Here is a 26878-nt window from a genome sequence, read left to right on the forward strand (position 1 = left end):
TCACAGGTCTCCGTTCATGGGACCGGCACCGCGCTAATGACGAGGTTGGCGGTGTAGCTGCCCGCGGCTGGGGACCAGTCACCCGAGCAGGTGACCAGGCGCAGGACCGGGTCACCGTCTCGACGGAAGAGCGCGTCCACCGGTAGGTCGCGCTTGGCCACCTGCTCGCCGCCCACGATGCGGTATGCCATGCTGCGCCCGTCGGCGAGCTCGACCAGCACCTGGTCGCCCTCCGAGACCCCTGTCAGCGCCCGGAAGGCACCTGGACCCTCCTTGGTGTCGATGTGGGCCGCCACGACGACTGAGCCGCCGTCGTCGTCGGGAGCCGGACCGTGGCGATACCACCCGGCCCGGTCTCCGTCGTCGGGGATCTCCATCTGTCCGTCTGCGGAGACACCCACGGCGTCCAGGTCGACCTCGAGACCCACCGCGGGGACGGTCAGCCGGACCGGCTCACGCCCCGCCTCCACGGGCTCCAGGGCGGCCGAGGCGCGCCTGGGTCTGGGCACGCTCTCCGCCAGCACGATCCCCGACGACTGCGAGGGTGAGGGGAGGTCGATCGAGATCGAGGAGGACCCAAACTCGTCGACGGCCGGAACGGGACTCTGCAGCAGGCCGCGCACCGCCCACCCGGCCAGGACGAGACAGGCCAGCGTCACGACGAGCGTGACGGGCCGGGGACGACCGGGCTGGGTGGCGGTGCGACGAGCCACGGGTCAGTCCCGGGCGGTGGCGCGGACGATCTGACGGCCAGCGACGGCTGCGCCGGCGATGCCGGCCAGCGCCAGCACCAGCAGCGCACTGCTGTCAGCAGGTCCACCCTCACCGGACGGCACGCCCTCCGGCGGGGTGTGCAGACCCTCGATGGTCTGGATCGCCAGGTCGAGTGTCCCCTCCTCCGCGGAGCCCCAGGCATACACGATCGTGTTCGTGCCCTCGGCAAGGTCGACGTCGGCCGGGCCCAGGACGACGTCCTCGGTGCCGGCCAGCACGACATCGGCAGACACGGTGCCGGCGGGCAGGTCCAGCACCTGCTCATCCGGGTTGGTCAGGCCCTGGATCACGGGGCTGCCACCGGCGCGGACATCCACGCCGGGAGCTGCTGCGACGTGGCGCACGGTCAGCCGAGCCTCGCCAGCCTGGGTCGGGGACACGTCGTTGACAAACGCGCCCAGCATCGGCGTCCCGTCCTCGCCCAGGTGAGCCGCGAGGGTCAGGTTGGCGCCACCGGGCACCTCCAGACCCATGGCCGACAGCGCAGGCTCCGCGGTCGACGGGTCGTCACCATCGGCGTAGATCTCGATGTCGTAGCTGCCTGCGGCCAGCATCATCGGGTCGGTCAGCGTGCCAGGCTCGAAGTCCGGGATCGCCTCCTGACCGTTGACGTAGACGTCGACGGTCAGGCCGGGAACCCCGTGCAGGACGGAGACGGCGGACTCGTGCTCGTCAGCCGCGGCCGGCGCTGCTAGGGCCGCAGCGGCGACTCCACCCATCAGGACGGCGGTCGTGGTCTTACGCATGGGAGGCACTCCTTTGTCAGGGGCGGATCCGTTCCGCCCTCACCCATCACTACGAGTCGGGAGGTGACGTTGGATTCAGGGTTTGTCTAATCTTTGAGATAAGTTTGTCACAGGTTGCTAGGTTCCCTGGCACTCGGTGAGTAGCGCTTCCCCCTGCCGCGCGATGGACACGTGACGCATAGATCGCCACGTTCTACGTACAAGGTTTGTCAAATGTTTGTCTCTGGTGCATCCTGGGGCGACACACCTCCGACGGAACAGCTCCGCACGGTCCCCGACGCAGGAGACGATCCAGAGATGACCACAGCCGCCACCGCCACCGGCAGGTTCTTCGCCACCGGACACTCCCAGGTCGTTGACGAGCACGACCGGATCCTCTGGCAGACGCTGCAGGGACAGACCGAGGGAGGCAAGCGCTTCCGTCCCGCGCTCCTCACCCGGCTCTACACCGCTCTCGGGGGACAGGACCACCAGGTGGCCGGGGCCGTTGGCGAGTCCATCGAACTGCTGCACACGGCCTTCGTCATCCACGACGACGTCATCGACGGAGACCAGGTCCGGCGTGGCCGCCCCAACCTGGGTGGCACCTTCGACGCCAGAGCGCGAGCTCTCGGCGCAGCGACCGACCGGGCACGGCACTACGGCGAGGCCGCGGGGATCCTCGCGGGCGACCTCGCACTCGCCGGCGCGGTCCGCACGATCGCCCTCTGCGGCGCGCCAGCGCACGTGGTGGTTCGTCTCCTCGACCTGCTCGAGGAGGTCCTGCACCGCAGCGCCGCAGGCGAGCTCGCTGACGTCCGGGTCAGCATGACTGCGGACGCCTCGCTGCAGGAGACCCTCGACATCGCCGAGTGGAAGACCGCGGCCTACTCCTTCGAGCTCCCGTTGCGGGCCGCCGCGATCCTGGCGGACTCCTCGACCGAGGTCTGCTCCGCGCTGGCGGCCGTGGGACGGTGTCTAGGCACGGCCTTCCAGCTCCTCGACGATCTGGACGGCGTCTTCGGCCAGCAGGAGCAGACCGGCAAGGACCCGCTCAGCGATCTGCGCGAAGGCAAGTGCACCGCCCTGGTCACGTTCGCCCGCGCCACTCCGGAGTGGGAAGAGTTGGCCCGGCACGTCGGCGATCCATCGATCACGTCCGACAACGCCCGCCGCGCCCGCGAACTCCTGGCCGCCTGTGGCGCGCGCCGGGCGGTGGAGACCCTCGTGCACGATCTGCGTGAGACGGCCCTTGCGGGAGCCGCAATGCTTCCCGCCGAGGCCCGCGCCACGCTCCGGGACATGATCGAGAGCCTCGTCCCGGACGACAGGGGCCAGCCGGTCCCCGTCACCGCGGACGGGGCAACGGCTCCGTCCCTCACCTCGCTCCAGGGAGCAGCCTGATGCCGCTCAGCACCCGGTGGCGCACCGCAGCGATCGCGACGGGCACCTCCTACGACGCCGCCGCCCTCCAGAGCGCCGCGGTCCTGATCAAGCACTACTCCACTTCGTTCGGCTGGGCCACCCGCCTGCTGCACGAGCCGGTGCGCACCCACGTGCGTTCTATCTACGCCCTCGTGCGCGTCGCTGACGAGCTCGTCGACGATGACACGCACCCGTGGGACCGGGACCGCCGCGCCGAGCTGGTCGACGGTCTGCACGCCGAGACGCTGCGCGCCCTTGAGCACGGAGGCAGCGCAAACCTGGTCGTGCACGCGTTCGCCCTCACGGCCGTCGAGCACGGTGTCGGACGTGACCTCATCGACCCGTTCTTCGACTCCATGCGAGCCGACCTGTCCGTGCGGTTCCACGACGCTCAGAGCCTGGACACCTACGTCTATGGTTCGGCAGAAGTCGTCGGGCTGATGTGCCTGCGGGTGTTTGTAGACGGGGACGCGGTGCGCTTTGCGGAGCTGAGTCCCGGCGCGCGCAGACTGGGTGCCAGTTTCCAGAAGATCAACTTCCTGCGCGACCTGCACGCCGACCAGGCCCTGCTGGGACGCACCTACTTCCCGGGGGTCAACCTGACGACCTTCACCGACCGCGAGCGGGACCTGCTGCTCGACGACATCGACGCCGACCTGAAGGTCGCCGCCACGGCGGTCTCGCAGCTGCCCGTCAGCAGCCGCCGGGCCGTCCACGCTGCGCACGCACTCTTCGCCGAGCTGTCTGCCCGGTTGCGGGTCACCCCGGCCGCCCAGATCGCTCGAAAGCGGGTGCGGGTGCCCGATCTGGTCAAAGCCCAGATCCTGGCGCGCAGCGCGTTGGTGGCACGGTGAGGGTCGCGATCGTCGGCGGTGGCATCGCCGGAATCGCCTGCGCGGCGCTGCTCGCAGCCGACGGGCACGAGGTCGACCTGTTTGAGCAACAGGAGACCCTCGGAGGACGTGCTGGGTCGCGGGCCGTCGCGGGTTTTCGTTTCGACACCGGCCCGTCGTGGTATCTGATGCCCGAGGTCTTCGACCACTTCTTCGCTCTGCTGGGCACCTCCTCCGACGAGCAGCTGGACCTGCAGGTCCTTGACCCTGCCTACCGCGTGTTCTACGAGGGGCCACCCGGCGAGGGACCGCCCCCTCCCCTGGACGTCCACGCCGACACCGACGCCAACCTCGCCACCTTCGAGTCGATCGAGCCCGGCGCAGGGCAGGCACTCGAGGGCTACCTCGCCTCGGCTAGGGAGGCCTACGACGTGGCGCTGCGGCACTTCCTCTACACCAACTTCACCCAGCACCTGGCACTGGTGAGCCCGGACGTGACCCGCCGGCTCCCTCGCCTGCTGCCGCAGCTCACCCGCTCGTTGGAGGAGTTCGTCGCCAAGCAGTTCCGCGACGTGCGCCTGCGGCAGGTGCTGGGATACCCAGCCGTTTTCCTCGGCTCCTCCCCCGACCGGGCACCGAGCCTCTATCACCTGATGAGCGCGCTGGACCTGACCGGTGGGGTGCTCTACCCGCAGGGTGGCTTCAGCCAGCTGATCGACCGGATCGTCCAATTGGCCCGGGCACGCGGTGCCCGGCTGCACACCGGCGCCACGGTCACGGCGGTCATCACCGGCGAGACCACGCAACGGCGCAGACGGGCCGCCGTGACCGGGGTGCGTTGGCGGGATGCCGAGGGCACGGAGCACACCCACGCCGCGGACGCGGTCGTCGGGGCAAACGACCTGCACCACCTCGAGACCCAGCTGCTGCCCGAGCCGCTGCGCACCTACCCGCAGAGCTACTGGGATCGCCAAGAGTCCGGCCCCGGCGCCGTGCTGGTGCTGCTCGGCGTCCGGGGCGCGCTCCCTCAACTGCCGCACCACTCGCTCTTCTTCACCCATGACTGGCGGGCCAACTTCGACGCGGTCTTCGACGGTCGAGTGCCCTCCCCCGCCTCGGTCTACGTGTGCAAGCCCTCGGCCACGGATCCCACGGTCGCCCCGGCCGAGCACGAGAACCTCTTCGTCCTGGTCCCCGTCCCGGCCGACCCGACCCTGGGGCGCGGTGGCCCCGACGGTGGAGGAGGTGCCGCTGTCGAGAGCATCGCCGACGCAGCGATCGCGCAGGTGGCGGACTGGGCAGGTGTGTCGGACCTGGCCGAGCGAATCGTTGTCCGGGAGACCATTGGCCCCGGCGATTTCGCCGGGGACCTGTCCGCCTGGCGCGGCGGCATGCTCGGGCCCAGCCACACGCTGCGCCAGAGCGCGATGTTCCGCTCCCGCAACCAGTCCCGTCAGGTGGCTGGCCTCTACTACGCCGGCGCGAGCACGATTCCCGGCATCGGTCTGCCGATGTGCCTGATCAGCGCCGAACTCGTCCTGAAGCACCTGCGCGGCGACACCTCCACGGGTCCGTCACCGGTGCCGACCTCTCCGGCGATGAGGCACTGATGGGGCTGGCCTACGCAGCGGTGCTCCTGGTGGCGGGAGGGTGCATGGCGCTGCTGGACGCGCGCTGGGGTCTGGTCCTGTGGCGGGACCGTAGGCGGTCGCTGGTCGTGCTCGTGACCGGGATCCTCTTCTTCCTGCTCTGGGACATCATTGCGATCGCGCTCGGCTTCTATCACCGGGGTGATAGCGAGGCGATGAGCGGACTCATGCTCGCACCCGAGCTGCCGGTGGAGGAGCTGGCCTTCATCACCTTCCTCTGCTATGTCACGCTCGTGCTGCACGGGTTGATGGGCCTGGCAGCTGCCCGGGTCGGCAACATCAGGAGGTCGAGCCGATGACCTACGCGACCCTGGCCGCCATCTTCGTCGGCATCTCCGCGGTGGTGGCTGCCATCGCCACGGTCCAGCGCGGTCTGGGCTCGCAGTGGTGGCTCAGGACGGGAAGCACGATCGCCGCCCTGCTCGTGTTGACGATCATCTTTGACAGCGTGATGATCCTGGCTGACCTCTTCCGCTTCGACGAGGGCTCCCTGCTGGGAGTGCGCCTCTGGCACGCCCCGGTCGAGGACCTTGCCTGGCCCCTGGCGGCCGGTCTGCTGCTCCCGTCCCTGCGGGAGCTGCTCCCTCGACGGGAGCCGACACCGTGAGGACCACCGACCAGCATGCCCCTGCGACCGGACCGGACGGGTCTGACCAGACGGCACCGTCCGGCCTGGGCGCCGCCGTGCGAGAGCTGGTCGGGTCCTCCCGGCCGGTGAGCTGGGTCAACACCGCCTACCCGTTCGCGGCCGCCTACCTGCTGGCCGGGGGCGGACTCAGCACGGCACTGGTGCTGGGGACTCTCTGGTTCCTCATCCCCTACAACCTGCTCATGTATGGCGTCAACGACGTCTTCGACTACGAATCCGACCTCCGCAACCCCCGCAAGGGCGGGATCGAGGGCGTCGTCCTCTCCCGCCGCTGGCACCGGCTGACCCTCTGGGCGGCCGTCCTGACCAACCTGCCATTCGTCGTCCTACTTGCCACCATCGGCGACCTCACCTCGACCCTGGTGCTGGCGGTCAGCATCTTCGCGGTGATCGCCTACTCCGCACCTTTCCTGCGCTTCAAGGAGCGGCCGGTCCTGGACTCGGTCACCTCCAGCACCCACTTCGTCAGCCCCGCCGTCCTCGGTCTGACGCTCGCCGACGCTCCCTTCACCGCACCGGTTATCGCCGCACTGGCCGCGTTCTTTGTCTGGGGCATGGCGTCCCAGGCCTTCGGCGCAGTCCAGGACATCCAGGCCGACCGGGCAGCGAGCATCGCCTCCATCGCCACCTGGCTCGGCGCCGCCCGCACTGTGCGCGCAGCCTTCGCGGCCTACCTGCTCGCGGGTCTGCTGCTCCTCCCGACCGGGTGGCCAGCCGCCCTCGCGGGCCTCCTCGCCCTGCCGTATGCCGCCAGCATCGCCCCCTACCTGAGCCTGACCGACGCGCAGTGCCAAGGGGCCAACGCAGGCTGGCGCCGGTTCATCTGGCTCAACCTGCTCACCGGGTTCCTGATCACCCAACTCTTCATCTGGATGTCTCTTGCCTCCTGAGCTCCGCGTCCCCGGCCCCGGCTGGGCCCGATTCGCGACCGACGTGGTCGCGCTCGCCGGTGTTGCCTCGTTCGCGACCGCGTTCTGGTGGGACGGGGTTGTGGTGGCGCTCTTCGCCCTCGTGCTCCTGGGGCTGACCGTGGCGCGCCTGACGCAGCTCCCGGGGGCGCTGCAGGCCGCGACCGGCGCGACGCTGATCCTCTCGGCATGGGCCGCGACACTCGACTGGTTCGTCACCGTCCCGGGGCTCGACATAGTGGCACACGTGGCCGCCAACGGGCTGCTCGCCGTGGTCCTCATGGTCGTGCTGTGGCGCACCAGGCTGGTGTCCCCCGGGCTGCCGGCGGTTGGCGTCGTCGTGGTCACCGCTGCCCTCGGGGCGCTGCTCGCGGTGCTGTGGGAGACAGGAGAGTGGTTTGGCCACACTGTCATCACCGACGCCATCGGCGTCGGCTATGACGACACGATCGGGGACCTCGCCGCCGGGACGCTCGGCTCTGTTGCCGGTGGTGCGCTCCTCGCGATGGGTCTGGCCAGGGAGGGCGGGCTCCGTGGCTGAGGTCAGCGTGGTCATTCCGGTCCGCAACGACGGGGAGCACCTGCGGCAGTGCCTGGGAGCGCTCGCCCGCCAGACGGTGTCGCCGCTGGAGGTGATCATCGTCGACAACGCCTCCACGGATGACTCCGCAGACGTGGCCCGCGCGCACGGCGCACGCGTGATCACCGAGCCTTCCATCGGCATACCGGCCGCCGCCGCCACGGGTTATGACGCGGCCCTCGGCTCCGTCATCGCCCGACTCGACGCCGACTCGGTGCCCGCAGACGACTGGGTCGAGCAGGTGCGAAAGGCTCTGGACCACCGCCCACACGCCGTGGCTGTGAGCGGTTTCGGGGTCTTCCACGATGCTCCGTTCGGTCTGCGGCGCCTGCTCCCGATCGTCTATCTGGGCACCTACTACCTGCTCGGCGCGGCGGCTGCCGGACATCACGTGCTGTGGGGATCGTCGATGGCGGTGCGCCGGGAGGCCTGGGCCGTGGTCTCCGAACGGGTCCACCGGGGCGAGCGTGAGATCCACGACGACATGGACCTGGCGCTCGTGCTCGGCCCCAGAGCGCGCGTGAGCCTGGTCACGACCCTCACCGTCGGTGCCTCCGTGCGCTCGCTGCACGGCCTGCCACAGCTCCGTCGGCGTCTCGATCGCGCCTTCCGCACGCTGCGACTCAACTGGCACGAGGCCCCACCGTGGGAGCGGTGGGCCGTGACGCTGCGCCTGACACCGAGGACCGAGCACGGACAACACACAGGAGAGGTGGACCACCGATGACATCCGAGACCGAGACCGACGAGACAGCCCACGAGGCCACCGGGCCGCACGGAGCGGCCCCGCCCGACGAGGTGATCCTGCTCGAGGAGGACGGCACGCCCACCGGGACCGCTCCCCGCGCGGAGGTCCACCACGCGGACACGCCCCTGCACCTCGCCTTTTCCTGCTATCTCTTCGACGAGCAGGATCGGCTCCTGATCACCCGGCGGGCACTGACAAAGCGCGCCTGGCCAGGGGTGTGGACCAACTCCTTCTGTGGTCACCCCCGCCCCGGGGAAGATCTCGCTGACGCGGTGCGGCGGCACGCCCGGCACGAGCTGGGTCTGCAGGTCACGGACCTGCGTCCGCTGCTGCCCTCCTTTCGCTATCGCGCGGTGGACCCCTCCGGGACGGTCGAGAACGAGGTGTGCCCCGTCCTCACGGCCCGGACCGCCGAGCAGCCGAGTCCCAATCCCGAGGAAGTGATGGAGCTGCACTGGGTGTCCGCGCGGGATCTGCGCGCGGCCGCGACTGCCGCCCCCTGGGCCCTCAGCCCGTGGCTTCTGAAGCAGCTGGAGCAGCTGGGACCGGAGGGGCTGCGCGCGGGATAGCCAGACCGCGCAGCCCACATGCCCCCCTGGGCCGTCGTCCCTCCCGACGCGCTGCACCGTCCTGCCCGGTGGTGCAGTCATGCCTGCCCCCACGGCAGCGCTGTCGGCCATCGGCCTGCACCACGGTCCTGCCTATGCTGGGCAGAGGCTCCCGGACTCGTTGTTGAGCGGTTGTTGAGCGGTGCCCGCCACGATGGTCTCTCAGTCATCGAGGTAAACACGAGGGGTTGTCGTGAGTGCACCAATCACCACCTACATCCATGGCGCGGACCCGATCTCCCAGGCTGGCGTCGTCAGCCAACTGCGAGGACGACCCGAGGTCCGGATTGTCGAGGAGGCGCGTCTCGACCAGGCGACGGTCGCGATCGTCGTCACCGAGACTATCGACGAGTCCGCCACCCGCATCCTGCACGGGCTGCGCCGCGGCGACCTGCCCCATCTGATCGTCGTCGCCACCGCGATCGACGACGCCGGTCTCGTCACGGCCGCCGAGTCCGGGGTGGCTGGCCTGATCCGGCGCCTCGATGCGACTCCCGAGAACCTGGTCCGGGTCATCACCCGGGTGAACTCCGGCGAGGGCGAGGTGCCCGGCGACATGCTGGGGCGGCTGATGACCCAGCTGGGTCGGCTGCAGCGCCAGGTGCTCACCCCGCGCGGGCTGACCTTCACCGGTCTGACTCCTCGTGAGGTCCAGGTTCTGCGGCTGGTGGCCGATGGCCACGACACCTCCGAGATTGCCCAGGAGCTGTGCTACAGCGAGCGCACCGTCAAGAACGTCCTCCACGACCTGACCACGCGGCTGCAGCTGCGCAACCGCTCACACGCGGTGGCGTATGCGCTGCGCGAGGGTCTGATCTAGGACCTCGTGGCCAGGTCGCCGTCCAGCAGCGCCTCGAGACTGCGCACGGCGCTCTGGCACAGGACATGAAGCTGCCGACTCGTGAGGGGGTGCCGCGCCACGCGGTGCCAGGAGTCAAGCTGGGCCACCGCCTCCTGTCGCAACGCTTCGGGCGGCCCGTCCGGCACCCCCAGGCGTGTCGCCGCACCGGTGCCGGCGCCGCCGAAGAGCCGCTCCAGGGACTCGGCTCGGTCCGTGGGCAGACTCAGCGCCCCGGTGCGCAGCTCCCCGAGCAGGTGCAGCTCCTCCAGCTCGTGCGAGCTGGACACCAGGCGCTCGACTCCGCCGAGCAGGTCCGCAGCCTCGGGCCAGTCCCCTCGCTGCAGCACCGAGCGGAGCCCGGCGAGCACGGACTGCGCCCTGAGCAACCGGCTGCGCTCCGTGAACTGCACCGCCAACAGGGCACGCAGCTCCTGCAGCCCGGACCGTTGCAGCAGGCCATCGGCCAGTTCGGAGGCATTGCGCACCCGGCCACTCGCGATCAGCTGGACTCCGACCCGCACCCCAAACAGGCCGAACCGTCCGAGCAGGTGCTGCCGTGGCACGGGGCCTGGGTCGTGCGGCGCCTCGCTGCGACCGAACCGGTCTGCCGTGAGCAACAGGGCCGCCACCTCCGTCTGCGGGAGGCGAGCGATCGCCGCCAGGCTGGCAAACTCCGACTCCCGCAAGGTGGCGGCAGCGTGCCCGAGCAACCCGTTCACCGGGACCACGGTGGGGCAGAGCCGACGCACCCGCGGATCCTCGGCATAGCGCTGCGCCACCCGCGCGGCCACCTGCATCGAGTCCAGCCGACAGGAGCCGATCTCGTCGGCCCGGGACAGTGCCCCGACGGTGTTCACCGGCGTGCCCTCGGTGACCTGCCGGTCACGGAAGGCCTCCATGAAGTTCATGTCGCTGGCGTGGGCGTGCCGCAGCAGATAGAGGACCGCGTCGGCGACCGCGACCTGGCCGACCTCACCGGTGAGGGCACGATGGGTGCGGGCGGAGACCTCCGTGGAGATGGACGCGATGCCGGGGGTGTCAACGAGTGTCAGCCCCTGCAACCGCCGGGTGGGCCAGCGCACGTCCAGATGGTCGATCTGCTCCGGGGCGACCCCACCGAGGTCGATGCTCAGCGACCCGTCGTCACGTCGGAACGGCCGGTCGCGGGGCGGCCCGTCAACCGGGTGCAGGACCACCCGTGGTGCCGGGCCGTAGCTATACCAGGTGACGACGCGGGTGCACTCGCCCGCATCGGTGGGCGCCAGGTTCTCTCCGACCAGGGCGTTGAGCAGGGTGGACTTGCCGGCTTTGACCCGGCCGGCGATGGCCAGTCGCAGCGGACCGTCGAGCCGCGCCCGCAGTGCCTGCAACTCCTGGGACACCTCGAGGCTCGGCGCCCGGTCGGCCGCACGGTCGATGACCGCCCCGACCCGGCTCGCCAGACTCTCCGACACGGTCCCGGTCCCCGCTCAGCCTGCAGCCCGGCCGGCACCCGCAGGGGTGCTCAGCTGCGTCAGGCGGTCCGTGTGTGTCGTCAGTTCACGGGACCTGGCCGCCCGCTGCTCCGGCGGCAGAACGCTGGCCTGCTGGGCTGCCCGGTGTGCCGCTGCCAGCGAGGCCTCCAGCACCTCGGCCCTGGCCTGGAAGTCGTCGCGCAGCTGCCGCTGGGTCACCCGCAGGCTGTCCCGGCTCTCCTTGCTGAGCACGAAAGAGACCTCCTCGACATACTTGCGGGCCGCCGCCTTGGCCTGTGCCCGCCGCCCGGATCTCACCCGGTCGGTCTCCTCCCGCAGTGCCCGCTTGCCCAGGCCGGCGCCGACGGCGGCCGCTGCCACCCCGACGATTGGCATCGCGATGCCAAACAGCCCTGCGACGCCGAGGATCAGCATCGGGCCGAAGGTCGTGGTGCGGGTCACCATCATGACCGACTGCAGCCGACCGGGCCGCAGCGCGATCTCAGCCGCGTCCGGCAACGAGGCGGTCTCGGTCACATCGCTCAGCCCCCGCAGCCGGAGCGCGAACGCGCCACCGGTCAGTTCAAAGTCCGCCGCCAGGTCCGCGGCGAGGTCCGTCGCCCGCGACTGCAGCAGGTCACGGTTGGCCAGCACCGCCGTCGCCACCTGGCGGCGCAGCCAGACCTCGGTGTCCGACCAGGTGTCCAGGGGGTCACCGCTGTCGATCACGCCCTCCACCTCGTGCAGGACCGCCCTCAGGCGTTGCTGCAGGTCGTGGTCCACATCCGCGATGAGGTCCTGCACCCCGTCCGCGAGCGCCACCTTCCAGCTGGCCGAGGCCGCCGCAAGACCGGCCGCTCGCTGTCGGGTCCGCCCCAGGTCCTCGATGACCTCCTCGGAGCGGACCGGCTCAGCGAGCACAGCCCTCTCGGCTCGCGTTGCGGCGGCGAGGTGCTCGGCCACGAAGTCCACCTCGGCCGAGGCCTGCTCGGCCGCCCGTCCTGCCTGCCCCTGCACCACTGCCGCGAGGTGGGCCACGAGCGGGGCGAAGCCTGCCTCCTCGTTCAGGGCCGGGTCGGTCGTGGCCCGCAGCCGCAGGAACGAGGACACCGGCAGCACGGGCACGTCGATCCCGGCGGAGCGCAGATGGTCGGTGTTGAGAGCCACGATCCTGCGCCACTCTGGATAGAGGTCGGTCTTGCTGACCACCAGCGCGGTGGCGGAGCATCGCTCTGTCGCCGAGCGCAGGAAGTCCAGCTCCGGCTGGGTCAGCTCCTGGGAGGCATCCGTGACAAAGAGCGCACCGTCGGCCGTCTGCAGCGCACCCAGTGCCAGCTGCCCGTAGGCCGAGTCCAGCCCGCCCACCCCCGGGGTGTCGATGAGCCGCAGCCCCGCTCGCAGCATCCGGTGCGGCAGGTGCACCTCGACATAGCGCTGCCCGCCCTCGCCGGGGTGCGCGGCGACCAGCTCGCGCATCTCGCTGAGGGACGCTGCGACCGGACGCACCGGGCCGTCCCCGACCGGCTGGAGGTATGCCGTGACGCCCACCGTCTCCCCGTGGCTCACGACGGTCGGCACCGCCGTGACGATGTCGGCGTCCACCGGACAGACAGCGGTCTGCAGCAGGGCGTTGACCAAGGTCGACTTGCCCTGCTTGAACTCGCCCACGACGGCCACGGTGGCGGTGCCCTGCCGGAGACGGGTGCGGGCCGCCTCGAGGTGCTCGACCAGGTCCGGGCGCCCCTGCTCGTGAGCCAGCTGCGCTCCCCGGTCGATGGTGTCCAGGACTCGGGCCACCGGGGCCAGCGCACCGTCCGAGGTCTCGGCGGCGGCTGGTGTGGCCACACCCGGCTCCGGGTGTGGCGCGTCAGAAGTCTCCTCTTCACTGATGGGCGCTGTGCCGGCTGCTGTCTCGACTGCTGGCTCTGTGTCCGGCTCTGGCTCTGTGTCCGGCTCTGGCTCTGTGTCCGGCTCTGGCTCTGTGTCCGGCTCTGGCTCCGTGTCCGGCCCTGGCTCCGTGTCCGGCCCTGGTCCGGGCCCTGGCTCCGGCTCGGTGGAGGCCACCTGCATCGCCGCCTCCTCCCACTCCAGGAAGTGGTTGCACCGGGCACAGAAGACCGCACTCTGCTCGTTGCGCAGCCCGCAACTGGTGCATACGGCCACGGTGTCCCTTTCCTCGGGCTTCAGACCCTCCCAGTATCGGCCACCCGTCCCGTCCCGTCGACCCTCGTCCCTTGGAGGTGACTGTCGTGAACGACGTCTGCACCGGGTGTGGGGAGCCCAACCCACCGGGCACCCAGTTCTGTTTGTTCTGTGGCATCTATCTGGGTTGGGACGACGGGCCGGACGCGCCCGAGGGCCGCCAACCTGTGCGCGAGTCCGCCCCAGTCCGTGACGAGGGGGACATCACCGCACCACTGAGCGACCCCACTGCACCGCTTCCGACGGCGCCCGTCCCAGGAGCAGGTGGGCGCCAGGGGTCAGCGGCGGATGTCTCTGCTGCGGGCCCCCGTGGGGAGGGGAGACTCTCGGCTGTCGCACCGGACCCGCCCCTGGCTGCCACCAACGGCGCCTGCCCCAGTTGTGGTCGGCCCAACGGGGCGGAGCGCCGTTTCTGCGGTCACTGCGGTCAGGTCCTGGCGGCCGGCGCGCCCGCCCGTCGACAGGAGCCGCGACGGCGCAGCTGGTGGCAGCGGATGCTGCGGTCCGACACCCGGCAGGCCCGACAGGCCTATCGGCGCAGCCTCCCCCCGCTCTATCGATGGCGCCGGGTCGGGGTCACCGCCCTCGTCGCCGTGGTGGTCTTCGGTGGGCTGGCCGCTGTGGGCCGAAACCCCGCCGGTTGGACCATCGACCGGTGGTATGACGTGACCAACCGCCTCGACCCGATCCGGGACGTCAGCGCGCAGGCAGTCCCGGAGGAGTCTGTCGTCGGGGACCACCATCCCAACGGCCTCCTCGACGCCGACGCCCTCACCGCGTGGGTCACCGGGTGGACCCCACCGCAGACACGTCCGGCCTGCGGTGAGGGCCGTGGCGGCCGGGTGGTGCTGACCTTCCCTGCCACGCGGGTGCGGGAGCTGCGGGTCGCCACCGGGGTCACCGACGCCTCTGAGCGACCCTTGCAGCACATCCCGACGCAGTTGGACGTCCAGCTCCCGGACGGCTCCTGCCAGGTCGTGCAACTCACGCGCACCCCGGACCCGCAGGAGGTGCCCTTCGACACGGGGGTGCCCGTCGGCCGCCTGACGATTAGCATCGGCGAGGCGCACACCGGCGACGACGAGCGGGTGCAGGACGTCGCCGGGCTGAGCCAGCTCACCCTGCTCGCCCGCCCGTCCCGCTAACCGGGCGGTGAGGATGCCCCCCCCCACCTGTTGCCCCCCAGCCCATGAACTGGAGGGGTCAGGGGCTGATCGGCTGCACCGGTGGGTTGCAGAACTGCACCAGGTCGGGCAGCTCGGCGTTGAGCTCCTGGCAGGCGCTCAACGCCTCGGCGGAGGTGGCATAGCCCTCGGAGAGCACGAGCCAGCCGGGCCGGGTGACTCCGAGGTCGGGGAAGTCGTCGGTGGAGACGGCCACGGCCTCCACCTCCTCGGCGATGAGGGCGCTTGCCAGCTCAGTGGCCTGCGTCTCGGCCAGGCCCTCCACGACGAAGACGCCCAGCACCGCTGCCCACTCCCCCGGGGCAAACGGTGGCGGCTCCACGGTCGGCGTCTCGCTGGGTCCGTCGATCGGCGGGACGGGCGCGGGCAGGGGCGCGGTGGTGCCGGTCTCCCCACCCTCGGTTGGGGCGTCCGTCGGCTCCTGCGTGACACCGCCCTCACCGGGGTCGGTGGGTGTCTCGGCCGAGGGATCCTCCGCGGTGGTCTCCCCCGGATCGTCCGTGGTGGGCTCCGGCGTGGTGGGGGCAACCGCCTCCTGCTCGGTGGTGGCGCACTCCGGCTGCGACTGCGGCGACTGGACCTCACCCCGCACCGCCGCGACCGTGAAGCAGTACTCCTGCTCCGGCTCGAGGCCGTCCACCACCGTCGCGCCGAGCTCCGGTGCCAGCAGCGTCTCCCCGGAGACGGCGCCCTGGTCATCGAACTGCAGGAGCTTGTAACCCTCGACCTGCTCGATGGGGACCCAGCTCACCCGCACCGAGGCCGGCCCGGCCGCGTCCACGGTGACCTGCGGGGTGTCCGGCACGCCGAGCTCCTGGAACGTCGGGGCCGCCTCGCCCCGCTGCATGAGCCCGTATGCCGCCAGGCCGGCGACGCAGGCCAGCGCCAGACCTGCCCCCAGCACGACGCCGGTCGTCAGGATCGGCTTCTGGTTGAAGGCGCCGTCGACAGTCGCCGTCTCGGGCGCGGGCACGCCGGGAGCCAGCAGAGGAGGCTGCTGCCCAGGGACCACATCTGCCGGCTCGGCCCGCACCGTGAAGGGCAGGCGCGCCGGAGTGCCACGCAGCTGCGGGTTGCGGGTGCGGACCTTCAACCGCACGGGTGCGGACGCCCCGACAGGCAGTTCGACCAGGTCCGGGTCCACGAGAAAGCCCAGGGCACGGTCGGGATCCTCGGCCACCACGCGCAACCTGGCGGGAGTGTTCCCCCAGTTGGACAGCTCCACCGTGTGTCTGCCGCTCCACCGCCCGGTGGAGGTCACCGGCACCAGCTTGGCCTGCAGCGCAGATACCTTGCCGACCTCGAGGTCGCCCTCCACCACGGTGCTGGCCCCAGGGTCGACGACCGAGGTGACCCGCACGGCGAAGGGGCAGCGTCCCCCGGGCACCCGGGTGCCGGTGGGTGGGGACAGGACAACCACGACAACGCCCTGCTGGCCCGGATAGACCGTCAGGTCAACCCCGTCACCGTCAGCGCTCCTGGTGCCCTCGGCGGGCAGCACCTCCGACCAGGAGGCGGGCCCACTCACGTCCCGACCGTGTCCCCCGACATCGTCGAGCACCTCGACGCGGTATCCCTCGACGATGCTGCTCTCGTTGACCACTGTGACCACGACGCGGGTCTGCCCCCCCGGCTCGACGACGGCCACGACCGGCTCGAGCTCAACCACCGGATCAGCCACCGTGACGCCTCCTCACCAGACGCAGGCGGACGTCCTGGGCCGCCCGTCGACCCAGCGTACGGCGCGGCGAGGTGACCCGACAGACCCACGGGGCAGGTACGGCATACCGGGCAGGATGCTCTGCCCCTCCGGGCAACAGGTCCTGCCCCGGGCTCGGCGCCACGTCCGGTTCCGCACCCGGGCCCCCGCTGGGAGACTGCGAGGGTGATCCACGAGGTGGACGCCGCCGTCAAGTCGCTCATCGAGCGGGAAGCGACCGGCACGAAGGACGTCGAGGTTGTCTTCGATGCCCCGACCAAGGAGTGGTCGGGGCGCCGCAGCGCGCCCACGATCGACGTCTACCTCTATGACATCCGCGAGGACCTGCGACGACGGTCGCGGGGCATGATCAACGAGTACTCACCAGACCAGGTCGTGATCGGGCGGCAGCTGCCCCCACGCCACTTCAAGCTCTCTTATCTGATCACCGCCTGGACCGCCCGCCCCGAGGATGAGCACCGGTTGCTGGCCCACCTGCTGGAGAGTTTCCTGCGCTTCGACCTCGTGCCACCGGATCTGCTCACCGGCTCCCTGGCAGAGGCCACCAGCCCCGTCGCGATGACGATCGCCCTGCCGCCTCCGGAGGACCGCTCGTTCGCTGACGTCTGGACGGCCCTCGGCGGTGAGCTGAAACCCTCGCTCGACCTCGTGGTCACCGCCCCGCTGGCCACCCGGCAGGGATTCACCACAGGACCCCCGGTGCAGGAGCCGCCACGGGTGGGTCTGGAGGGAGTCCACGGCTGGCCGTCACCGCAGGCTCCGCACAACGCTGAGACCCGACGGGCCGAGCGCCGCCCCGCGATGAAGCGCACCTCCCGGACGAAGAAGCCATGACGGGGGCCGAGCCCTCGAGGCCGATGTCGCCACCCTCTCCGGACCTGGCCTACCTGCACGCCCGGCTGGCCGTCATCGAAGACCGGGTGAGAGCCCTGGTGCAGCACCGACAGGCTGACGACCCGGCGCCGGAGGATCCCTTTCGCGGGCTCTATGTCAGCGACGAGACCGCCGTCCGCCTGCTCGCCACGCCCGCTGCGGACCCCGGCGTCGACACCAGGACCGTGGGCCAGGCGGAGGAGCTGGGAGACCGCCTGGAGGGCTCTGGTCACCCGCTGTCGCTGCGTCGGCTGGCCCGATCCGCAGGGCTGGACGACCTGGACCTGGATCTGGTGCTGGCCACCCTGCTGCCCGATCTGGACAGTCGCTTCGAACGGCTCTACGGCTACCTCAACGACGACGTCAGCCGACGACGGGCGACCACCGGCTTGGCGCTGGCGGTGGTGGGGGCGGCACCCGATGACGTCGACGCCAGGGCGCGCCTGAGCCCGTCCGGTGGTCTCGTGCGGCAGGGCCTGCTGCACGTCGAGGACGGAGACCGGCCGTTCCTGACCCGCGCACTGCGCGTCCCGGACCGGGTCACCGCCCACCTGCTCGGGAGTGTGGAGCCGGCACCGGAGCTGGCGCCGTATCTGCTGGACCCCCATCCGTATCCGGTCCCGTTAGCGGCCCGACTCGGGCGGGCCCTGACCTCAGGGGCACGCCTGCTCCACCTGCGCGAGCACACCCCTGGGACCGGCACCTCGGTCGGCGCTGCGGCCTTCGCCGAGGTCGGTCTGGGCGCGATCGCGCTGGATCTCAGCCAGGTGCCAGGTCATCCGGCACCGGACGAGCTGATCCGCACGGCCTGCCGGGAGGCGATCTTCAGCGACGCCGGCCTGGTCGCCGGTCCCGTCGAAGCGCTGGCCAGAGCGGCACCGGAGGCGCTGCGGATGCTGACCACCGCCGCGACTCCCGTGATCCTCACCGGTGCCGACACCTGGGACCCGCAGTGGTCGACGCAGGCTCCGCTGAGCATGACTGTGAGCCCGCTCGACCCCGCCGAGCGGGCCGAGGTGTGGGCGCAGCACCTAGGCGCCGACCTGGCGGCCCTCGACGGGCTGGCCGAGCATCTCGTCCTGGCCCCTGCCCAGGTGGCCCGTGCCGTGGCCGCTGCCAGGACTGCGGCCGCGGCGGACGGCACCTCCCTGGGACGAGAGCACCTCCAGGTCGGCGTCCAGGCCCAGAACGCCGCTGGCCTGGAGCGGCTGGCGAGGCGCATCCGCCCAGAGGTCGGCTGGGAGGACCTGGTGGTCACCCCCGCGGTGGGGACCGCCCTGCGGGACGTGACCGCCCGGGCGAGGCACCGGCATACGGTCCTGACTGCCTGGCGGATGCGTCGAGGCGGTGGGCGTGGGGTGGGGATCACCGCGCTGTTCGGGGGCGAGTCCGGCACCGGCAAGACGATGGCGGCCGAGGTCATCGCCCACGACCTGGGACTGGACCTCTACACGGTCAACCTGGCCACGGTGGTGGACAAGTACATCGGGGAGACGGAGAAAAACCTGGAGCGGATCTTCACCGAGGCCGCTGGGGTCAGCGCAGTGCTCTTCTTCGACGAGGCCGACGCCGTCTTCGGCAAGCGCAGCTCGGTGAAGGACGCGCACGATCGATACGCCAATATCGAGAGTGCCTACCTGTTGCAGCGGCTGGAGTCCTTCGACGGGCTCGCCGTCCTGGCCACCAACCTGCGGGCCAATATCGACGAGGCCTTCACCCGGCGACTCGATGCGATCATCGACTTCCCGGCCCCGACCGAGGAGCTGCGCCGCGAGCTGTGGAGTCGCTGCCTGGCGCCCCCGCTGCCGGTGACGGACGACCTGGACCTGGACTTCTGCGCCCGCTCCTTCGAGCTCGCGGGTGGCGACATCCGCTCGGCGAGCACGACCGCGGCCTACCTGGCCGCCGCCGCCGGACGCCCGGTGGGCATGGGTGATCTGGTGAGCGCGGTGCAGCAGGAGTATCGCAAGCTGGGTCGACTCGTGCTGGAGCGTGAGTTCGGCGACTACCTGGGTCTGGTGCGCTGATGGTGGGCCGGAGCGGTTACATCCTCGGGGTGGATCTCGGGACCACGTTCACGGCAGCGGCGGTGTGGCACGAGGGGCACGCGGAGGTCGTCCCGCTCGGTGACCACAGCCCCCAGATCCCGTCCGCGGTGTTCCGGACGAGCGAGGGTGAGTTCCTGGTGGGCGAGGCCGCGCTGCGGCGTGGAGCGGCCGATCCCAGCGGTTTGGCCACCGAGTTCAAACGCCGCATCGGGGACGACACCAACATCATGGTGGCAGGGACCCCGATGTCCGCCCACGCCCTGATGGCGCACCTGCTCACGTGGGTCGTGGGTCACGTCAGCACCGGCCAGGGCGGGCCGCCAGCGACGACCGTGCTCACCTGCCCGGCCAACTGGGGGCCCTACCGTCGGGAGCTGCTTGAGCAGGCAGGACGGATGGCTGGTCTCGGCTCGGTCGTGCTGTGCACCGAGCCGTCTGCGGCGGCGGTGCACTTCGCCTCGACCGAGCGTGTCGAGACCGGGGACACCGTCGCGGTCTATGACCTCGGCGGCGGCACCTTCGATGCGGCGGTGCTCCGCAAGGACGGCCCGGCCAGCTTTGCCCTGCTCGGCTCCCCCGAGGGCATCGAGCACCTGGGCGGGCTGGACTTCGATGCTGCTGTGCTCCAACACGTCTGGACGACCCTCGGGGATGTCGATGTCGATCCTGACGACGAGGCGGTGCTGGCTGGACTGAACCGGTTGCGGCGGGAGTGCACCGACGCCAAGGAGGCCCTCTCCGTCGACACCGACGTCACCATCCCCGTGGATCTGGGCGACGTGCACCGCACGGTCCGCCTGGGCAGGGCCGAGCTGGAGGAGGTGCTCAGGCCCTCGCTGGAGGAGACCGTCGCGGCCGTCGAACGCTCTCTGGCCAGCGCCAGCCTCACCGTCGCGGAGCTGGACTCGGTGCTGCTGGTGGGCGGCTCGGCCCGCATCCCGTTGGTCACCGAGCTGCTCACGCGGCAGCTGAGTCGTCCGGTCGCGGTCAGCGCCCATCCCAAGCATGGCGTCGCGCTCGGCGCGGCGATGGTCGGGGCGCAGGTGTCAGGGGCGATCGACAGGTCGGCAGCGAGCAGCTCACGCTCGTCAGATGGCTCAGGCGGCACCGCGGCGTCGGCGAGGCCTGTCGGCGGTGCCGCCGTGCTGGGCACGGCCGGTGAGGGGGCCTCTGGGTCGCCGTCCGCTGGGCCGAAGGACGCTGGGCACGGAGCCGCTCCCTCTGCGGCAGGGGCGGGCGCGGGGGCGGCCAGCGGTGCCCCACCGCTGCAACAGACACCGCCGAAGCAGTCCCCCCGACGGGCAGCCCTGGCACGCCGCAGCCTGCTCGCCGCCGCCATCCTGGCAGCGTTGGCCTTGCTCGCGCTCACCATCGGGCCCACGGCCGGGGACCCGCAGCTGACAACGCAGCTGGACGCTGGACGGGAGGTCGCCACTCTGGACGGCACCCCGGTGCAGGCTGGCAGCCGACTCCAGCTCACCCTCGCCGGCCAGGACCTGCCCTCCGGCAGCGCGGTGGTGACGGATCAGCAGACGGTGAACCTCAGCGGTGCCCGGATCTATGCCGTCGGTCCGCTGCGGGCAACAGTCTCGGGTCCGGACGGCACGCAGCTCGAGGCGACGGCCCAGCTGCTGCCTCCGGACGGTCCACCCTGGGGGCGGCTGCTGAGCCTGCCCGGTGCCATCGTCGTCCTGGGGCTGCTGTTCGCCTTCGCCTATGGCGAGTCGCTGCTGCGCCCGGTCCTGCGGCAGGCCCGGCCCGTCCGGGTCGTCACCATGGCCGGGATGGGTGCGATCGGTGCCGTCCTCGGCGTCGTCCTGGTCCTGGCGACGTGGATCCTCGGCGCCAGGCTCCACTCCCCCGTCTCCGTGGTGCTCGCGCTCCTCTGCTGCATCGGCGCAGTCGGCCTGGTGCCCCTCGGCCTGGAGCACCGTGCCCGCGTCAGCACGGGCAGGTCGGCACGTCCCACCTGAGCACGATCTCTGAGACAGGGGTGGCGCCGGCCTAGCCGACCGAGCCGAAGGTGGAGCGGAACACGCTGCTGCCCAGCAGCACGAAGAACGTCAGGACCGCCGCCGCTGAGGCTGCCGAGGCGACGGCCGTTGACGACTCAGCCGTGGAGACCAGGTCCACGACAGCCTCACCGGTCGCGTCCCCGCACTGGACGTCAACGGCATACTGCCCGAGCGGGACACTGGCCACGGCTGCCCTGGCCGAGAAGGCTCCGGTGGAATCTGCCGTGGTGGTTGCCAGGGCCTCGCCCGCCAGGGTGATGGTCACGGTGCTGCCCGGCTCGCAACCGGTGCCGGTCACCTCCAGGTCACCTCCGGGCGTGGCCGATGCACTTCCCAGAGCCACGGTGGTCAGGGGCGGGGCGCTGGAAGGTGGTGTTCCGGGCACGTCAGTCGATGGCGCTGGGCCGGCCTCGGTCTCGGTGCCGGGTTCCGGGTCAGGCTCAGGTGCGCCCTCATCCTCGGGACCAGGGGTCGTCGCCGTGACCGGTGTCGGCGTGACCGGCAGGCTCGTCGGCGGAGCTTCGCCAGCGGGCGGCTCACCCGGCTCCTGCGTCGGCGGCTCACCCGGCGTCTGTGTCGGCGGCTCACCGGGCGTCTCACCTCCCGGCGGCTCACCGGGCGTCTCACCTCCCGGCGGCTCACCCGGCGTCTCGCCTCCCGGCGGGTCCGTGGGCTCGGCCAGCCAGGTGAACGACCCCGTCTCGATCAGCGGTTGCCCCGCAATGGTGGCAGTGACCTGGAGGCTCTCGGTGCCGGCGACCGAGCGGCTGTGGGTGTGCGTCGCCTGGCCGCTGGCGTTGGTCGTCACTGTGACGTCCACGGGTCCATCACCCGGGAGCTGGCCGAGGAACCGGACACTGGCCCCCTGCACCGGCTCACCTCCTGAGGTGACCGTGGCGGTCCACACCAGGTCCGTGCCCACCACTCCGCTGGTGCCGCTCTGGGTCAGCGTGAGCGTCGGCGGAGCCGCTGGCGCCTGCCAGGTATAGGTCGTCTGAGCCACGACCGTCTGGCCGGAGACGGCGGCCTGGACGGTGATCGAATCCACGCCGTCAAGGCTCCTGCTGTGGTCAAACCGAGCCACCCCCTTGGCGTCGGTCTCCCCCTGGATCGACACGGGCGCGGCGCCCGTCATGGTCGCGGTGAAGGTCACGAGCTGGTCCGCAGCAGGCTCTCCGTCGACAGTCACCGCGGCGACAAACTCCTGGGTGGTCCCGACCGGACCAGAGCCGTTCGACGGTTGGACCTCGATCTCGATGATGGGCACGGGGACCAGCCACTCGAAGGAGCCGTTGGCAAAGACCGTCTGGTCATCCACCGTGGCCCCGACCATCAGGCTCTCAGTGCCGGCCACGGTCCGGGTGTGGCTGTAGGTGGCCACCCCGTCAGTATCGGTGAGCACCGTGACGTCCACGTCGGGCTGACCGCTGAGCTGACCCAGGAAGCGGACGCTGGCACCCTCGACCACCTCGTCGCCGGACGTGACCGTCGCACTCCACTGCAACGGCGTCCCGATCCCGCCGCTGGTGGAGTTCTGGTGGAGAACGATCAGTGGTGGCGCCAGCTCCCAGGTGAAGCTCGTGCTGTTCCAGGCCTCCTGGCCGAACGCCGGGGTCTCGACGGTGATGGCCTCGACACCGGTCACCTCCCGGCTGTGTTCGAAGCTCGCGGTCCCGTCCGCGCCAGTGAGCCCCACGAGGAAGACCCCGGGCACCTCTGCCTCCATCTGCGCCGAGAAGTACACGAGCTGGCCCTCTAGGGGCTCCCCGTCCCCGGTGACCGTTGCGACGAACTCCACCTGCTGACCCACCGGACCCGCTGCGTCGCGTGGCTCGACCTCGATCTGCACGGTCGGGTCGGGTTGCAGCCACTCGAACGTCGTGTCGGCAGTTGCTGTCTCCGCCCCAACCGTCGCCGTCACCAGTTGGATCTCGGTGCCCGGCACGAGCCGCGTGTGCGTGAAGGAAACGATCCCGTCCGCATCGGTGGGCAGCGTGATGTCCACGTCGGGTTCACCGGCCATCTGGGCCAGGAACCGGACGCTGACCCCCTCCTCCCAGGCTGGCTCGAGACCGGGGGCAGCCGCCCCAATACTCCCTGGGTCTTCCGAACTGACCGTGGCGGTCCAGGTGACCTCGGTGCCGACATCGGCGCTGCCGCTCTCAAAGGACAGCTGCACCTGCAGCGGCCCGCGCCAGGTGAACGTCGTCTCAGCAGAGACCTCGTTCTCCAGGGCGTAGGTGGAGACGATGACGTTCTCGAGGCCATAGTCCTGTCGGGTGTGCAAGAACCGTGCCACACCGTCCTCGTCGGTCACCGCCTCCAGCGACACATAGTCATCAGAGTCCTCGTAGGCGGCGAAAAAGTACACGAGCACGCCCGGTCGGGGTGTCCCGTTGGCCATCACCGTGGCCGCGAACTCGACCGTCGAACCGACCTCGGCGCTCGAGTCGAGTGGTTCGAGCGTGAGCTCGACCTCCACGGGCTCCCACGTGAACGTGGTCTCTGCCCAGGCCTCCTGGCCGTATGCCGGAGTGTCGACGGCGATGTTCTGGACCCCAGTTCGGTCCTCAGCGTGCTCGAACCGCGCGATGCCGTTCGCGTCCGTCACACCGTCCAGGAAGGTCGAGCCGCCCTCCTCGCCCTCCCAGTAGGCCGAGAAGTAGACGGTCTCCCCCTCGAGCGGCTCCCCGTTCCCCGTCACGGTGGCGACGAACTCCACTGGCTCGCCGATCGGACCGCTGGCCTCCAGTGGTTCAAGGGTGATCTCCACCTCCATGGGCTCCCAGATGAAGGTGGTGTCAGCCTCGGCACTGCTTGGGTAGGTGGAGACGCTGATGTTGTCTGTCCCGGGGACGGCTCGGGTGTGCTGGAAGGCGACCTGCCCCTCATCGTCGGTCGTCCCCTCGAGGTAGACCTCGCCGACACCGACCATCGTCGCGGAGAAGAAGACGAACTCATCGGACACGGGGTCATCGCCGAGTGTGACCGTGGCCAGGAACTCCACCGGCTCGCCGACCAGCCCGCTGGAATCCTGCGGCTCGATCTCGATCTCCGTGACAGGTGCGGGCTCCAACCACTCAAAGTTGGCCTCATCGCTCGCCGACTCGTCCCCGAGGGTGGCCGTGACCTCAAGGAGTTCCATGCCGGCCACACTTCGGGTGTGCAGGTAGGTGGCGACTCCGTCAGGGCCCGTGGTGAGCGTCACGTCCACGTCGGGCTGCCCTGCCATCCGTCCCAGGAACCGGACGCTGACCCCCTGCTCCCACGCGGAACCCAGCTCCGCGTCAGTGACGGTGGCCGTCCACTGGACGGTGCTGCCCACCTCGGCACTGCCGTCTCCGGCAGACATCGTGACCTGCAAAGGTCCCCGCCAGGTGAACGTGGTCTCGGCGTCCACCTCCGCTTCCCAGAGCACCACCAGGATGTCCTCCGTGCCCGCCACCTCCCTGCTGTGGTGGAACGTCGCCGTGCCGTGCTCCCCGGTCACTCCCTCGAGCCAGACGGTCTCCTGCCCGTCCATCAGGCCCCTGAAGTCGACCAATTCGCCGACGGCGGGTGCCCCGTTGTCGGTCACTGTGGCCACGAACTCAGCCGTCCCACCCACCAGCCCGCTGCCGTTCAACGGTTCCAGCTCAATCACGAGTCCGTTGTCGTTCCCCTCCCACCAGAGGAAGGTCCGCGTCGCGGATATCGCTCCTCCCTCAGACTCGACCGTGACCGTCAGGGTCTCCGTTCCTGGCTCCAGACGCGTGTGCGTGAGGGACGCGGAGCCTCCGTCGTCCGTGGACAGCGTCTCCTCCACGTCCTCCTGCCCAAGCAGCTGACCCAGGAAGTGCACTGTCGCTCCGGGCACCGGAGCCGTCCCGTCATACACGGTGGCGGTCCAGCTCAACGGCGCCCCGACCTCGCCACTGGTCGCGTTCAGGGTGAGCACCACCTCGGTGACCAGCAGCTCGGCGGGGTCAACCGGGTCCTGGCCGGCGGTCTCCGACACGGTCGGGCGGTCACCGGTGATCGGGTCGGCCCCCGGGGGCACGGTCGGCGTCGGTTGGGGGGCTGCCGTCGGAGCCGGTGGCGTCGCGGTCGGAGCCGGCTCGGGGGCCGTTGTCGCTGTGGGTTCCGCAGTCGCGGTGGGCGTCGGGGAGACGGGTGAGGTGGGGTCGGGAGGGGAGGTCGGCTCCGGGCCGGGAGGGGAGGTGGGGGTGTCGGTGCTGGTCGGTTCATCCCCCGTGCGCGCGGTGGGGGCGGCCTCCGTGGCGGTGGGAACGCCAGGGCCTGACCGTGCGCAGTCTTCACCGGTGTCCGGCTGCGTCGAGATGGGTGACGGCGCGCCGGTGGCGGTGGCCTCGTGGCACACCCCCTCAGCAGTGGTGCCGCTCCTGGATGGTCCCCCGTCGGCCAGCACGGCCCCGCCGCCGACCAGTGGAAGCAGGAGGAGCACCAGGACCCCGACCCACCTCACCAGCGGTCCTGAGTGCCGGCTCACCAGTCGTCCTCTGCCCCTGGCTGGTCGGTCCCAGCCGCTCCTGCTCCGCTGCTCGTCCAGTAGTGGCCGCTCGACTGTGCCGTCGCGGGGACCGTCCCGGTCGCAGCGTCGGCGTCCACGTCGACCCCCACCGACTCCAGGTCCTGCGTGTCGTCGGTGAACTCCTGGTCCGTGTCCGCGGCTTCGCCGGCGATCTCCTGCTCATCGCCCACCCCGATGGGCAGGAAATAGCCGACGGCGAAGGATGCTGCCGCACACAGCAACACCATCGTCGTCCAGGAGGTCGCACTCGGCGCCAACTGTCGGGTGGCTGAGAGCGTGAAGGTCAGCACGAGGCCCAGGCCGATCCCGGTCGGGAGGAAACGGACCCCCCGACGCCAGCGGTTGCCCGGGAGCTGGGTGCGACGGATCGCCAGGAGCAGGGATCCCAGCAGGACCAGGGTGATGCCCAGCACGGCGAGCCCGAAGATGCCATAGACGGAGTTCACCGACCCGCGGATATCGGCCGGGAAACTCGCCTCCTGCAGAACGTTGCGCTCACCATCGAGCAGCTGCAGCCGGGAGGGGATGAGCCCGGTGGCCTGACCGGACAGATCGATGAGGTCGAGGTCGAAGGTCCGGGTCGTCACCGAATCGGGCGCCATCACCAGGTCGATACGGGTGGTGAAGTTGTACATCGTCAGCCCCATGACCGTGCCATCGAGACGCACGCTGCGGATGCTGAGTTCCTCCGGAGACGTGTTGGTCAGAGTGAGGGCGAGCCGAGCACCCTCCTCCGGGTCCAGCCGCAGCGGGTCATTGGCGTCAATCTCGGTGATCGGCCGCCCGTTGATCGTCCCCTCCCACTCCAGAGCCTGACTGCTCTCGTCGGTGTCTGGCGATGCCACAACAGTGCCGGTGTTTGTCGCTGCCGCAACAGTGCCGGCGGCGGGTGTGACACCGAGGAGGAGGGCGGACAGGGCCAGCAGGACCACCGCTGCGATGAGCGGCGCACCCCGGATCCAGCGGCGGCACAGTCCGACCTCCATGGCGCGACCGTAGACCCCGCAGGTGGGCCGGACAAGGGCTGATGAGTGGTTTTGACAGCCTCTGCCCACGCGGCCGGACACCCTTGCCCCATCGGGCCACCAGGCGTGCCCGCAAGGGGGTCTGG

21 protein-coding genes are annotated in these 26878 nt (G+C 70.7%); 14 read left to right on the plus strand and 7 right to left on the minus strand.

All coding sequences use genetic code 11. The annotated features are described in order from the left end of the window. Positions 1-14: 14 nt before the first annotated feature. Entirely contained in the window at positions 15-713 is a 699-nt protein-coding gene (locus FNH13_RS18120) for a class F sortase (protein ID WP_143784718.1), read from the minus strand. A gap of 3 nt (positions 714-716) precedes the next feature. Then, positions 717-1520 (minus strand): DUF4397 domain-containing protein, encoded by an 804-nt coding sequence (locus FNH13_RS18125; protein WP_143784719.1) that lies wholly within the window; start codon positions 1518-1520, stop codon positions 717-719. A 297-nt stretch (positions 1521-1817) separates the two neighbouring features. Between FNH13_RS18125 and FNH13_RS18130 the strand changes: the two genes are divergently transcribed. The 10 genes from FNH13_RS18130 to FNH13_RS18175 all read left to right on the plus strand — a co-directional run bounded on the left by FNH13_RS18130 (position 1818) and on the right by FNH13_RS18175 (position 9719). Further along, positions 1818-2903, plus strand: a complete 1086-nt coding sequence (locus FNH13_RS18130) for a polyprenyl synthetase family protein (protein WP_165700177.1) — start codon at positions 1818-1820, stop codon at positions 2901-2903. Further along, the gene (locus tag FNH13_RS18135) at positions 2903-3778 is read left to right on the plus strand and encodes a phytoene/squalene synthase family protein (RefSeq protein ID WP_143784721.1); all 876 of its coding nucleotides are present in this window, start codon (positions 2903-2905) and stop codon (positions 3776-3778) included. The genes FNH13_RS18130 and FNH13_RS18135 overlap by 1 nt, the downstream gene beginning before the upstream one ends. Beyond that, positions 3775-5367: a phytoene desaturase family protein gene (gene crtI, locus FNH13_RS18140; RefSeq protein ID WP_143784722.1), complete on the plus strand. Its 1593-nt coding sequence runs from the start codon at positions 3775-3777 to the stop codon at positions 5365-5367. The genes FNH13_RS18135 and crtI overlap by 4 nt, the downstream gene beginning before the upstream one ends. Then, positions 5367-5705, plus strand: a complete 339-nt coding sequence (locus FNH13_RS18145; protein ID WP_143784723.1) for a lycopene cyclase domain-containing protein — start codon at positions 5367-5369, stop codon at positions 5703-5705. Before crtI ends, FNH13_RS18145 begins: the two co-directional genes overlap by 1 nt. Further along, the gene (locus FNH13_RS18150; protein ID WP_143784724.1) at positions 5702-6013 is read left to right on the plus strand and encodes a lycopene cyclase domain-containing protein; all 312 of its coding nucleotides are present in this window, start codon (positions 5702-5704) and stop codon (positions 6011-6013) included. The genes FNH13_RS18145 and FNH13_RS18150 overlap by 4 nt, the downstream gene beginning before the upstream one ends. A gap of 65 nt (positions 6014-6078) precedes the next feature. Beyond that, a complete protein-coding gene (locus FNH13_RS18155) occupies positions 6079-6945 on the plus strand; it encodes a prenyltransferase (RefSeq protein ID WP_143785232.1) in 867 nt (288 codons plus the stop codon). Beyond that, complete coding sequence (locus tag FNH13_RS18160) at positions 6935-7504, plus strand: hypothetical protein (RefSeq protein ID WP_143784725.1); 570 nt, start codon at positions 6935-6937, stop codon at positions 7502-7504. The genes FNH13_RS18155 and FNH13_RS18160 overlap by 11 nt, the downstream gene beginning before the upstream one ends. Next, a complete protein-coding gene (locus FNH13_RS18165) occupies positions 7497-8270 on the plus strand; it encodes a glycosyltransferase family A protein (protein ID WP_228266489.1) in 774 nt (257 codons plus the stop codon). Before FNH13_RS18160 ends, FNH13_RS18165 begins: the two co-directional genes overlap by 8 nt. Next, positions 8267-8860 carry an isopentenyl-diphosphate Delta-isomerase gene (idi, locus tag FNH13_RS18170; protein WP_143784727.1) on the plus strand — a complete coding sequence of 198 codons (594 nt, stop codon included), beginning with the start codon at positions 8267-8269 and terminating at the stop codon, positions 8858-8860. Before FNH13_RS18165 ends, idi begins: the two co-directional genes overlap by 4 nt. A 232-nt stretch (positions 8861-9092) precedes the next feature. Further along, positions 9093-9719 (plus strand): helix-turn-helix transcriptional regulator, encoded by a 627-nt coding sequence (locus FNH13_RS18175; RefSeq protein WP_143784728.1) that lies wholly within the window; start codon positions 9093-9095, stop codon positions 9717-9719. Here the strand turns inward: FNH13_RS18175 and FNH13_RS18180 are convergent. Both FNH13_RS18180 and FNH13_RS18185 read right to left on the minus strand, forming a co-directional pair. Then, entirely contained in the window at positions 9716-11194 is a 1479-nt protein-coding gene (locus FNH13_RS18180) for a dynamin family protein (RefSeq protein WP_143784729.1), read from the minus strand. The genes FNH13_RS18175 and FNH13_RS18180 overlap by 4 nt on opposite strands. A 15-nt stretch (positions 11195-11209) precedes the next feature. After that, a complete protein-coding gene (locus FNH13_RS18185; RefSeq protein WP_143784730.1) occupies positions 11210-13039 on the minus strand; it encodes a dynamin family protein in 1830 nt (609 codons plus the stop codon). A 404-nt stretch (positions 13040-13443) separates the two neighbouring features. Here FNH13_RS18185 and FNH13_RS18190 point away from each other — a divergent pair, with 404 nt between their 5' ends. Next, positions 13444-14541, plus strand: coding sequence for a zinc ribbon domain-containing protein (locus FNH13_RS18190; RefSeq protein WP_143784731.1), 1098 nt, complete (start codon positions 13444-13446; stop codon positions 14539-14541). A gap of 58 nt (positions 14542-14599) precedes the next feature. On the opposite strand, the gene FNH13_RS18195 is transcribed toward FNH13_RS18190, so the two are convergent. Further along, the gene (locus FNH13_RS18195) at positions 14600-16261 is read right to left on the minus strand and encodes a fibronectin type III domain-containing protein (RefSeq protein ID WP_143784732.1); all 1662 of its coding nucleotides are present in this window, start codon (positions 16259-16261) and stop codon (positions 14600-14602) included. A gap of 204 nt (positions 16262-16465) precedes the next feature. On the opposite strand from FNH13_RS18195, the gene FNH13_RS18200 reads away from it, so the two are divergent. The 3 genes from FNH13_RS18200 to FNH13_RS18210 are packed head-to-tail and all read left to right on the plus strand — an operon-like array spanning position 16466 to position 21194. Further along, the gene (locus FNH13_RS18200; protein WP_143784733.1) at positions 16466-17134 is read left to right on the plus strand and encodes a DUF4255 domain-containing protein; all 669 of its coding nucleotides are present in this window, start codon (positions 16466-16468) and stop codon (positions 17132-17134) included. Beyond that, the gene (locus tag FNH13_RS18205) at positions 17131-19200 is read left to right on the plus strand and encodes an ATP-binding protein (protein WP_228266490.1); all 2070 of its coding nucleotides are present in this window, start codon (positions 17131-17133) and stop codon (positions 19198-19200) included. Before FNH13_RS18200 ends, FNH13_RS18205 begins: the two co-directional genes overlap by 4 nt. Next, positions 19200-21194: an Hsp70 family protein gene (locus FNH13_RS18210; protein WP_143784734.1), complete on the plus strand. Its 1995-nt coding sequence runs from the start codon at positions 19200-19202 to the stop codon at positions 21192-21194. Before FNH13_RS18205 ends, FNH13_RS18210 begins: the two co-directional genes overlap by 1 nt. Before the next feature lie 31 nt (positions 21195-21225). Here FNH13_RS18210 and FNH13_RS18215 read toward each other — a convergent pair whose 3' ends face one another. Continuing rightward, positions 21226-25725, minus strand: a complete 4500-nt coding sequence (locus FNH13_RS18215; RefSeq protein ID WP_143784735.1) for an Ig-like domain-containing protein — start codon at positions 25723-25725, stop codon at positions 21226-21228. After that, positions 25722-26753, minus strand: coding sequence for a hypothetical protein (locus FNH13_RS18220; RefSeq protein WP_143784736.1), 1032 nt, complete (start codon positions 26751-26753; stop codon positions 25722-25724). Before FNH13_RS18220 ends, FNH13_RS18215 begins: the two co-directional genes overlap by 4 nt. Between the last annotated feature and the right edge of the window lie 125 nt (positions 26754-26878).

Origin of the sequence: Ornithinimicrobium ciconiae (genome assembly GCF_007197575.1) — a bacterium.
GTDB lineage: Bacteria > Actinomycetota > Actinomycetes > Actinomycetales > Dermatophilaceae > Ornithinicoccus > Ornithinicoccus ciconiae.

Excerpts from the sequence above, each read along its gene's own strand:
- FNH13_RS18125 (WP_143784719.1), bottom strand. The coding sequence starts at position 1,520 with ATGCGTAAGACCACGACCGCCGTCCTGATGGGTGGAGTCGCCGCTGCG.
- FNH13_RS18130 (WP_165700177.1), top strand. The coding sequence starts at position 1,818 with ATGACCACAGCCGCCACCGCCACCGGCAGGTTCTTCGCCACCGGACAC.
- FNH13_RS18135 (WP_143784721.1), top strand. The coding sequence starts at position 2,903 with ATGCCGCTCAGCACCCGGTGGCGCACCGCAGCGATCGCGACGGGCACC.
- FNH13_RS18145 (WP_143784723.1), top strand. The coding sequence starts at position 5,367 with ATGGGGCTGGCCTACGCAGCGGTGCTCCTGGTGGCGGGAGGGTGCATG.
- FNH13_RS18150 (WP_143784724.1), top strand. The coding sequence starts at position 5,702 with ATGACCTACGCGACCCTGGCCGCCATCTTCGTCGGCATCTCCGCGGTG.
- idi (WP_143784727.1), top strand. The coding sequence starts at position 8,267 with ATGACATCCGAGACCGAGACCGACGAGACAGCCCACGAGGCCACCGGG.
- FNH13_RS18205 (WP_228266490.1), top strand. The coding sequence starts at position 17,131 with ATGACGGGGGCCGAGCCCTCGAGGCCGATGTCGCCACCCTCTCCGGAC.
- FNH13_RS18210 (WP_143784734.1), top strand. The coding sequence starts at position 19,200 with ATGGTGGGCCGGAGCGGTTACATCCTCGGGGTGGATCTCGGGACCACG.
- FNH13_RS18220 (WP_143784736.1), bottom strand. The coding sequence starts at position 26,753 with ATGGAGGTCGGACTGTGCCGCCGCTGGATCCGGGGTGCGCCGCTCATC.